This window comes from Streptomyces sp. AN091965 (assembly GCF_022698285.1).
GTDB lineage: Bacteria > Actinomycetota > Actinomycetes > Streptomycetales > Streptomycetaceae > Streptomyces.
In genome coordinates this window covers 1,480,807-1,490,425 of record NZ_JALDMY010000001.1, presented here as the reverse complement: position 1 = coordinate 1,490,425, position 9,619 = coordinate 1,480,807, and the positions used below count along the sequence as shown (strand labels likewise).

11 protein-coding genes are annotated in these 9,619 nt (G+C 73.0%); 6 read left to right on the top strand and 5 right to left on the bottom strand.

Translation table 11 applies throughout. From position 1 onward, the window contains the following. Positions 1–31 precede the first annotated feature (31 nt). Together MQV74_RS05665 and MQV74_RS05660 are read right to left on the bottom strand one after the other, a co-directional pair. A complete protein-coding gene (locus tag MQV74_RS05665; RefSeq protein WP_242714918.1) occupies positions 32–1,426 on the bottom strand; it encodes an amino acid permease in 1,395 nt (464 codons plus the stop codon). 111 nt (positions 1,427–1,537) lie between these two features. Next, the gene (locus MQV74_RS05660) at positions 1,538–2,215 is read right to left on the bottom strand and encodes a cysteine hydrolase family protein (RefSeq protein ID WP_242714917.1); all 678 of its coding nucleotides are present in this window, start codon (positions 2,213–2,215) and stop codon (positions 1,538–1,540) included. Positions 2,216–2,309: 94 nt separating this feature from the next. Between MQV74_RS05660 and MQV74_RS05655 the strand changes: the two genes are divergently transcribed. The 5 genes from MQV74_RS05655 to MQV74_RS05635 all read left to right on the top strand — a co-directional run bounded on the left by MQV74_RS05655 (position 2,310) and on the right by MQV74_RS05635 (position 6,165). After that, complete coding sequence (locus MQV74_RS05655; protein ID WP_242714916.1) at positions 2,310–2,642, top strand: hypothetical protein; 333 nt, start codon at positions 2,310–2,312, stop codon at positions 2,640–2,642. Positions 2,643–2,887: 245 nt separating this feature from the next. Continuing rightward, complete coding sequence (locus MQV74_RS41115) at positions 2,888–3,550, top strand: hypothetical protein (RefSeq protein WP_308402242.1); 663 nt, start codon at positions 2,888–2,890, stop codon at positions 3,548–3,550. 219 nt (positions 3,551–3,769) lie between these two features. Then, entirely contained in the window at positions 3,770–4,414 is a 645-nt protein-coding gene (locus MQV74_RS05645; protein ID WP_242714915.1) for a CatB-related O-acetyltransferase, read from the top strand. A gap of 78 nt (positions 4,415–4,492) precedes the next feature. Then, complete coding sequence (locus MQV74_RS05640) at positions 4,493–5,203, top strand: helix-turn-helix transcriptional regulator (RefSeq protein WP_242714914.1); 711 nt, start codon at positions 4,493–4,495, stop codon at positions 5,201–5,203. Then, a complete protein-coding gene (locus tag MQV74_RS05635; protein WP_242714913.1) occupies positions 5,200–6,165 on the top strand; it encodes a threo-3-hydroxy-L-aspartate ammonia-lyase in 966 nt (321 codons plus the stop codon). Before MQV74_RS05640 ends, MQV74_RS05635 begins: the two co-directional genes overlap by 4 nt. On the opposite strand, the gene MQV74_RS05630 is transcribed toward MQV74_RS05635, so the two are convergent. After that, on the bottom strand, positions 6,162–7,193 hold the full coding sequence (locus MQV74_RS05630) for an ArsR/SmtB family transcription factor (RefSeq protein WP_242714912.1): 1,032 nt from the start codon (positions 7,191–7,193) through the stop codon (positions 6,162–6,164). The two genes, MQV74_RS05635 and MQV74_RS05630, sit on opposite strands and share 4 nt — an antisense overlap. 55 nt (positions 7,194–7,248) lie before the next feature. On the opposite strand from MQV74_RS05630, the gene MQV74_RS05625 reads away from it, so the two are divergent. Beyond that, complete coding sequence (locus MQV74_RS05625) at positions 7,249–8,544, top strand: MFS transporter (RefSeq protein WP_242714911.1); 1,296 nt, start codon at positions 7,249–7,251, stop codon at positions 8,542–8,544. Here the strand turns inward: MQV74_RS05625 and MQV74_RS05620 are convergent. Beyond that, on the bottom strand, positions 8,495–8,845 hold the full coding sequence (locus MQV74_RS05620; RefSeq protein ID WP_242714910.1) for a hypothetical protein: 351 nt from the start codon (positions 8,843–8,845) through the stop codon (positions 8,495–8,497). The genes MQV74_RS05625 and MQV74_RS05620 overlap by 50 nt on opposite strands. A 96-nt stretch (positions 8,846–8,941) precedes the next feature. Further along, the gene (locus MQV74_RS05615) at positions 8,942–9,604 is read right to left on the bottom strand and encodes a DsbA family protein (protein ID WP_242714909.1); all 663 of its coding nucleotides are present in this window, start codon (positions 9,602–9,604) and stop codon (positions 8,942–8,944) included. Positions 9,605–9,619: the final 15 nt, after the last annotated feature.

The following is a 9,619-nucleotide window of genomic DNA, read 5'->3' as shown; positions in this document are numbered from 1 at the left end:
GGACCTGTGGCCGGGTGGTGCCGCGGTGGGCCTACGGCTGTCCGCGTCGCCGCCTCACCTCGTACGCACCGAGCACGATCGCCACCGTCAGCAGGCTCAGCCAGAACTGCGTCCGGCTGTCGGGCAGGAAGGCCATCGCGAGGATGACCGCGCCCATGGCGGCGATCGTGAGGCGGCTCAGCCAGGGGAAGCCCCACATGCGCAGGGTGAGCCGGTCGGGGGACTCGCGTTCCAGGGTGCGCCGCATGCGCAGCTGGGCGACGGCGATCGCCAGGTAGACGAAGAGCGCGATGGCCCCGTACGAGTCGATGAGGAACTGGAAGACGACGTCGGGGGAGATCCACGCCGCGATGACCGAGGCGTAGCCGACGGACGTGCCCGCGAGGATCGCGCGGCGGGGCACGCCACCCCGGCTGAGCTTGGTGAAGCCCCGCGGCGCGTCACCGCCGCGAGTGAGGGCGAAGAGCATCCGGGACGAGGTGTAGAGCGCGGAGTTGAGGCAGGACAGGACCGCCACGAGGACGACCGCGTTCATGACGGTCGCCGCCGCGGGCACGTCCAGGCGCTCCAGGACCGCCGCGTACGGGCTGACTTCGACGGCGTCGTCGGTCCAGGGGACCACCGCGACGACCACGAGGATGGACAGGACGTAGAACGCGACGACCCGCAGCACGATCGACCGGATCGCCGCGGCGACGGCGCGCTCGGGCTCGGTGGACTCCGCCGCCGCGATGGTCACGATCTCCGCGCCGGTGAAGAAGCCGACGCACGGCACGACGGCGGCGAGCACCGCCCCCACGCCCTCGGGTGCGAAGCCGCCGTGCGCGGTGAGGTGCCCGAGGCCGCCGGACGCCTCGGGCCAGAGCCCGAGGACGTACAGCGCGCCCAGGAACAGGAACACGACGATGGCGAGCACCTTCACGGACGAGAACCAGTACTCGAACTCGCCGAAGGAGCGCGCGGAGACCATGTTGGTCGCCGTGAGCAGGGCCATCAGGACGAGGCTCACGGCCCACAGCGGCGCGTCGGGCAGCCACAGCCGGACGATCCGCCCACCGGCCACCGCCTCCACGGCGACCACGATCACGAAGAAGTACCAGTAGAGCCAGCCGACGGCGAACCCGGCCCGGGCGCCGAGCGTCTCGCGCACATGGGCGTAGAAGGAGCCGAGCGCGGGCCGCGCCACCGTCATCTCCGCGAGCATCCGCATGATGAGCACGGTCAGGACCCCGGCGGCCAGGAAGGAGACGACGGCCGCGGGCCCGGTCTGCCGCACGACCACGCCGCTGCCCACGAAGAGCCCGGCGCCGATCACCCCGCCCAGCGCGATCAGGTTCATGTGCCGCCGCTGGAGCCCCTTCCCCAGGCCGCCCTCGCCGGGCGTGGGGGCGGGCGGGGCCGGGGTGTTCCGCGTGTCCGTACTCACGTCAGGCGAGGCTAGGCGGCCAACTCTGCGGGGGTGTTGCCGCGGTGTTGCGGGTGCGTGGACGGGCGACACGGTGGACCGCGGGGTGGTGGGCCGCGGGGCGGTGGGCCGTCACGCGGCGGTGCCGGTCAGCCGCGCGCCGATCTCCGCCGCGTCGAGGACCCGCGCGAACCCCTTGCGCAGCACGGCGAGTTCCGGCTCCTGGCGGCTCTCGTCGTCGGTCGCGGTGACGTCCGCGCCGAACACCACGCGGTAGCCGCGCTCGTACGCCTGCCGGGCCGTGGTGCCGCAGCAGTAGTTGGTGAGCGTCCCGGTCACGACGACCGTGTCCCGGCCGAGGTTGCGCAGGATCGTGTCCAGCGGGGTGTCGTAGAACGCGCCGTACGACGGCTTGCGGATGACGACCTCGTCCTCGCGCGCGCCCATCTCGTGCCACACCCGCGCGGGCCCCGGCCTGGTCCACCCGGTGTCGCCGTGCGGCAGGTACCGCAGCGCGTGCGGGCGGTCCAGGCCCAGGTGCGTGTCGTCGAAGACGGTCCAGACGACGGGCACGTCCGCCGCGCGGCAGCGCTCCACCAGGCCGCGCAGCCGGGGCGCCATCCGCGTGGCGGCGGGCACCCAGTACGGGCTGAAGCCGGGGCGCACGAACTCGTCCTGCATGTCGATGACAAGGAGCGCCGCACGCTCGGGGCGGATCGCAAAGGACGCCCGCCCGCGCTCGTAGCCGTCCTTGGCCCGCGCCGTCACCCACTCCTCGGTGAACACCATCGCACCTCCATAGCTCGGCATGACTCAATGGCTCGAATCGAGGTACCTCGATTCGAGGTTGACGATAGCAGCATCCCGGGGTTCGCGGTCAGCGGCGGTGCGGGACCCTGGAGGGATGCTGACTCCGGAGGAAGTGCGGGACCTGCTGGTCCCGCTGGTCGTGGGCAAGTGGGACGAGGGCGGACGCGTCGTCCTGGAGGTCACGGACCTCGAAGTCGTCGTGAGCGGGCGGAAGTTGGACGTGTACCTGGACGTCGTCGCCCCCGACGGCCGCTGGTCGGTCCGCTCCGAGCGCGACAACAGCGACATCAACGTCTTCAACGGCAGCCCGCCCGAGGGCTTGGTGGCGTGGATGGCGCAGTCGCTGCGGATCGAACTCTTCGAGTGGTGGCACACCAAGGCGAAGGAGGCGTACGCGAGGAAGCAGGGGGTGCGGCTCGACGGCTGAGAGCGGCCCCGGTGGTGCGGGGACCGGGCCGATGCCATGCCGTGAAGTGATCTATGGGGCACCGTTACGTGATCTTCGGATAGCCGTAATGGCGGGTGAACTAGGTTGATTCCGTACTCGCCGGACAGCACGGACAGCACGGACGGCGGGGACGAAACGGGACCGCACCGCGCGGCGCCGCCCGAGGGCGCAGCCGTGCCGTGCACGCGAACAGATCCATGACCGTGAAGGGGAACACCGTCGTTATGCGCACCACCACTCACCGCCGCAGCGCCCTCCGCACCGCCACCGTCTCGGTTCTCGCCGGTACGGCCCTCCTGGCCCCGGCCGCGGCCGCGCTGGCGAGCACCCCCGCCCCCGAGCGGCCCGCCGCGGTGCGGACCGCCGCCGCCAAGCCCGTGAAGATCGACATCGGCGCCGGTGTCACCCTCACCGTCAAGGGCGGCAAGCCGTACTACAACGGCAAGGCCCTCAAGCCGGGCCAGACCGTCGATGACGGCATCTACCTGCACCTGAGCGCCGACGGCAAGCGCCTCTACAGCAAGACGCAGGGCGGCGGCACCCCGTACGCCATCTGGGACGTCAAGACCGGCAAGAGCCTCGGCACCCAGAAGACCAGCCCCACCGCCAAGGTGAAGGCCGCGCTGACCGCCAAGCCGTCCACGACCTCCGTGAAGGCCTGGCAGGAGCTGCGCGTCAACGGCAAGGCCACCGGCATCAAGGCGGGCGCCAAGGTCGACCTCCAGCAGAAGCAGCGCGGCACCTGGAAGACGCTGCCCGCGTCCACCACCGTCAACAAGTCCGGCGCGTACTCCCTGCGCGTCAAGCTCGGCCTCAAGGGCAAGAACGAGCTGCGCACCAAGAGCGGCGCCACCCTGTCGCCCGTCTTCACCGTGACGGTGCGATAACCCCGTTCGGCGCCCCTTCGCGCACCTGGCCCGGGCCCCCGGCGCGTCCCGCAGCGGACGCGCCGGGGGCCCGGGCGCGTTCACGAGCTTCTCGCGCGCGTCCTCGGCGGATGCTTCCCCCGGCGCGTAAACCGCGTGCCGCGGAACGGTCGGTCCAGGGATCATGAGGCGGGCGCAGCCCGCGCCCGAGGCTCTGCCGCACACCGGAAAGGCGCCGCCATGCCACTCGTTCCCGCCGACCCCACCGTCCTGCACCCGGTGCCGGGGCAGCCCCGCGTGGTGCTCCTCAAGCCACTGGTCACCTCGCCCCTGATCGAGGTGGGCGAGTTCTCCTACTACGACGACCCCGACGACGCGACCGCCTTCGAGACCCGCAACGTGCTCTACCACTACGGGCCCGAGAAGCTCGTCATCGGGAAGTTCTGCGCCCTCGGCGAAGGCGTGCGGTTCATCATGAACGGCGCCAACCACCGCATGGACGGCCCGTCCACGTTCCCCTTCCCGATCATGGGCGGCTCCTGGGCCGACCACGTCGGCCTCATCGCGGGGCTGCCCGGCCGCGGGGACACCGTCGTCGGCCACGACGTGTGGCTCGGCTACCGGTCCCTGGTGATGCCGGGCGTCCGCATCGGCCACGGCGCGGTCGTCGCCTCCGGCTCCGTCGTCGTGGACGACGTCCCCGACTACGGCATCGTGGGCGGCAACCCGGCCCGGTTGCTGCGCCGCCGCTTCGGCGACGAGGACATCGCCCGGCTGCTCGAACTGGCTTGGTGGGACTGGCCGTTGGAGCACCTGACGCGCCACATCCCCGCGGTGATGTCGGGCAGCGTGGCCGACCTGGAGGCGGCGGCGCCCACGGCGTAGTCCACCGACGCCTCTGGACTTTTTGTCCAAGGGGTGTACGTTGAGTCCAGAGCTGTTGCGGCAGGGGAGGGCCACCACATGAGCGCCGAGAGCGCCGACGACGTACGGAACGCCGAGCGCGACGCGATCATCGCCGCCCTCGCACCGGTGGTCGAGGGGCTCGTCGCCACCTTCGGCTCCCTGTGCGAAGCGGTCGTCCACGACTACCGTCGGCCGGAGAGGTCCGTCGTGGCGATCGCCGGAGCCGTCACGGGCCGCAGCGTCGGCGGCTCGATGAGCGAGATCGGCATGGGCATGCTGGCCCGCGGCGACGACGCGGCCGACGAGCTGAACTACCTGACCCGCACCCGGGACGGCAAGCTGGTCAAGTCGTCCACGATGCTGCTGCGCGACAGCGGCGGCGCGGTGTTCGGCGCGCTGTGCGTCAACCTCGACATCACCGCGGTCCAGCAGGCGAGCGCCCTCATCAGCGAACTCGCGGGCGTGGCCCCCCGGTCGGAGGTGCCGACCACGACGTTCGGCGACGACGTCGGCTCCGTCGTCAGCTCCCTCGTCGACAGCCACCAGCTCCAGCTGAACCGTCCGTGGAGCGAACTCGGCCGCGACGCGCGCGTGGAGCTCTTCCGCGGCCTCGACGAGCACGGCGTCTTCGCCGTGCGGGGCGCGGTCCCGCAGGTCGCCGCCCGCCTCGGCATCTCCCGCGCCTCCGCCTACAGCTATCTCGCCAAGTCCCGCGCCCGGGGCGCCTCGTCGCCCGGGCCCGACACCTCACCAGGAGCACCCGCATGACGAGCACCCCCCTGGTCACCCTCGACGACGTGCGCGACGCCGCCGCCCGCCTCAAGGGCGTCGCCCACCGCACACCCGTCCTCCGCTCCCGCACCCTGGACGCCCGCGTGGGCGCCGAGGTCTTCCTCAAGTGCGAGAACTTCCAGCGGATCGGCGCCTTCAAGTTCCGCGGCGCCTACAACGCGGTGGCCCGGCTCACGCCCGAGCAACTGGCCAAGGGCATCGCCTCGTTCTCCTCCGGAAACCACGCCCAGGCCATCGCCCTCGCGGCCCGCGAGCGGGGCAGCACCGCGGTGATCCTCATGCCGGAGGACACCCCGCTCTCCAAGCGCCGGGCCGCCGAGGGGTACGGCGCCGAGATCGTCACGTACGACCGCTACTCCGGCGACCGCACCGCCATCGGCAGGCAGCTGGCCGAGGAGCGCGACCTCACCCTTGTCCCGCCCTACGACCACCCGGACGTCATCGCGGGCCAGGGCACCGCCGCCCTCGAACTCGTCGAGGAGGTAGGCACGTTGGACGCCCTGGTCAGCCCGGTGGGCGGCGGCGGTCTGATCGCGGGCAGCGCCACGGCCGCGAAGGGCCTGAACGAGCGGATCCGTGTGATCGGAGTGGAGCCGGAGGCGGGCGACGACACCAAGCGGTCCCTGGAGGTCGGCCACCGCGTCTCCGTCCCGGTCCCGCGCACCATCGCCGACGGCCAGGCCATCGAGACCCCCGGCGAGCTGACCTTCCCCATCAACCAGCGCCTGGTGGACGAGGTCGTGCTCGTCTCCGACGACGAGATCCGCGACGCGATGCGGTTCGCCTTCGAGCGCCTCAAGATCGTCATCGAGCCCAGCGGGGCGACCGGCATCGCGGCCCTCCTGGCGGGCCGCCTCCCCCAGGTCCCGCCGCGCGTCGGCGTCCTCGTCTCCGGCGGCAACATCAGCACCGAGCGCTTCGCGGAACTCTGCGGCTAGACGGCGGACCCACCGAGGAGCCGGCCCCCACGACCGCCGCCCCGGTCCGCCCCTGCCGCCGCCACCAGCGTCTCGCCCGCCCGGGTCCGTGCGTACAGGACCTGACGGCCCGCCCGGTGGGCGCTCACCAGGCCCGCCGTGCGCAGGAGCGTGAGGTGCTGGGAGACGCCGCCGGGAGTGAGGCCGGTGCGGCGGGCGAGGGCGGTGGTCGACGCCGGGGCCGTCAGCTCGGCCAGGAGGGTCGCGCGGGAGCGGCCAAGGACGCCCGCGAGGGCCTCGGACACCGGTACCGGGCGGGACTCCCAGAGCGTGCCGACGCCCCTGGGCGGATAGCGCAGCGAGGGCTGCCACGGCTCGTTGAGGATCGAGAAGACGCGCGGCCACACGAAGGCCGAGGGCACGAGCAGCAGGCCCCGGCCGTCCAGCGGGCGCGTGCCGCGGGCGGTCCTGTGCTCCAGCTGGAGCGTGCCGCCCGCCCAGGTGACCTGCGGATCGAGGTCGGCGAACAGGTGCTGCGCGCCGCCCTCCACCAACCGGCCCGCCCGATAGCGGATGTCGCCCTCCAGGAAGGTGAGGATCCGCGACCAGTACGGGGCCAGGGCCAGCTCCCAGTACGCCTCGATCACGTCCGCGAGGCGGCCGAGCGCGGCGGCCGGGTCCGCGCGCAGCGCCGCCATCCGCGCGGGCGGCACATCGGCCTTCGTCCACAGCAGCGCCGGGGGAGTGGCCCGTACCGTCGCCAGCTCCACCGCGAGGGACGGCAGCGGCGTCGTGGGCGGCGGGCAGAGGAAACCGGGGACGTGGCCCGCCCACGGCGAGCGCGTCGGCACGGGCACGAGGTCGAAGAGCGGCGACAGGTCGACGTCCGCGGCGGCGAGGCGCGGCCGCACCTGCTCCGCCCACGCGCGGTGCAGGCCCTGCTCGTCCGCGCCCTTCAGCACCCGCACGCTCGCCACCACCTCCCACAGCGGGGACAGCGCGAAACGCGTACGGGCCACGTCCTCCGTGCCGAACTCGATCTCGAACATTCAGCCCAGACTAAATCAATGGGCGGGGCCTCGAAGATCGCGCACCGTGTCGCGCATGAACCCAGCCTCCGGCTCCCCTTGGGGCGTACGGGACTTCCGTACGCTCTTCGCGGCGAGCGCCCTCAGCCACCTCGGCACCAACGTCGGCTACGTGGCGATCCCCCTGCTCGCCGTCACCGTCCTCGGTGCGGGGCCCGGCCAGGCGGGCGCTCTCGCCGCCCTGTCGACCGCCGCGTTCCTGCTGATCGGGCTGCCCGCCGGGGCGTGGGTGGACCGACTCCCGCCGCGCCGCGTCCTGGTGGCCGCCGACGCCGCCCGCGCCGTGCTGCTCGCCTCCGTCCCCGTCGCCTGGTGGCTCGACGCGCTGTCCCTGCCGCAGCTGTACGCCGTCGTGCTCCTCAACGGCTGCGCCACCGTGTTCTTCGACGTGGGCTCGCAGACCGTGCTGCCCGAACTGGTCGGCCGCGACCGCCTCGTCCCGGCGAACACCGCCGTGGTGAGCCTCATGGCGGGCGCGCACATCGCGGGTCGGGGCGCGGGCGGCTTCCTGGTGCAGCTCGCCACCGCCCCGCTGGCGGTCGCGGGCGGCGCAGTCGCCTACCTCGCCTCCGCCGCGGGCCTCACCGGCATCGGCCGACGGCGGCGGCCCCCGGAGCCCACGCTCGCCCCACGGCGCCTGCGGGCCGAGATCGGGGAAGGCCTGCGCCACGTCCTCGGCAGCCGTGAGCTGCGCGCCCTCGCCCTCACCGGCGCGCTCGGCAACCTCGGCGCACACATGGTCAACGTCATGCTGCCCGTCCTCTTCACCCGCGAACTGGGCCTGCCCGCCGGGGCGCTCGGCCTCTACTGGGCGGTCGGCGGCCTGGGCCTGCTGGTCGGCGCCGCCGGTGCCCGCCGCCTCGCGGCCCGGCTCGGACACGGGCGGGCCCTGGCGCGCGTCGGGCCGTGGTGCGCGCCCGCCACGCTCGCCGTGGGCCTGGTGGGCGACGGGCCCTGGTTCTGGGTGGCGTGCGCCGGCTGGCTGACGGCCACCGCGAAGACGGGCGTCGACAACGTCCTGGGCGTCACGCTCCGCCAGCACCTCACCCCCGACCTGCTCCTCGGCCGCATGAACGCCACCTTCCGCTTCCTGCTCACCGGGGCGCTCGCCGTCGGCGCGGTCCTCGCCGGGGCCATCGGCGAACTCGCGGGCGTCCGGGCGGCGGTGTGGACGGGCGCGGTGTGCATGGCGTGCGCGTTCCTGCCGGTCTTCCGCTCGCCCCTGCGCACGCTGCGACAGCTCCCGGACAGTGCGGGCGCGCTCACAGCCAGCGCCGCGCCGCCTCGACCGTGTCGCCGCCGTTGCTGTTGAACGCGATGGCGGCCTGCGGCGCGTGACGCCGGGTCAGGTTCACGATCTGCTCGAAGAGCGGAAGCAGCTGCTCGGTCTTGCGGATCCCGCCGCCGACGACCACGACGTCCCACGGACGCTCGGTCAACGACTCCACCAGGGTGGGCTCGGCCGACTCGTCGTGCACGACCACCGTCATGGCCGCCTCGACGTCCAGCTCGGCGAACCGGTCCAGCTGCGCGTCGAGCACCGCGTACACGGCTTCTGCGTCGACGCCGGGAATCGCCTGGGGGTCGTAGCCGACCACGAGTACGGAAGACATGTGATCAATCTACCGAGCCGGTCAGAACCCCAGCCGCCGGGTGCCCTGCCGGTACGCGAGGCGGGCACCCGGCGCGGGTCGCTCCTGACGGGCCGCTCAGTCGGTGAGCCGCTCCTCGACGAGGGCCTTGAAGTCCGCGTAGGAGGCGGGCGTCGGGATCACCGCGCCGTCCACGACGAACGTCGGGGTGCCGCGCGCGCCGAGCCCGAGCCCGTCGCGCTGGTCGGCCCGGACCCGCCCCGCCGTGGCCGGGTCGGCGAGCGCCGCGTCGAACTTGTTCAGGTCGAGGCCGAGTTGCTCGGCGTAGCCGCGGAAGACGTCCTCCTTCCAGTCCTGCGACTCGCCCCACTCCTTCTGGGTGGTGAAGAGCTTGGTGTACATCTCCTCGAACTTGCCCTGCCGTGCGGCGGCCTCGGCGGTGCGGGCGGCGAGCTCGCCGTTGCGGTGACCGGGCATGGGGAAGTAACGGGCGACGAAGGTGACCCGGTCGCCGTACTCCTCGCGGAGCTTCTCCACGACCGGGTACATCGCGCCGCACCCCTCGCACTCGAAGTCGAGGAACTCGACGACGGTCAGCTCGCTCTTCTTCGGGTCGGTCAGACGGTGGCTGTCCGCGCGCACGGGCTGCGCCTCGGCGGCGGGTTGCACGTCCATGCCGCCGTCGTCGTCGGGGGAGACGAGCAGGGCGGTGCCGAGGACCGCGGCGAGGACGGCCGCGATCACGGCGGTGACGATCAGGTTGCGCTTGAGCTTGTTCATGGTTCCTTGGTGCGG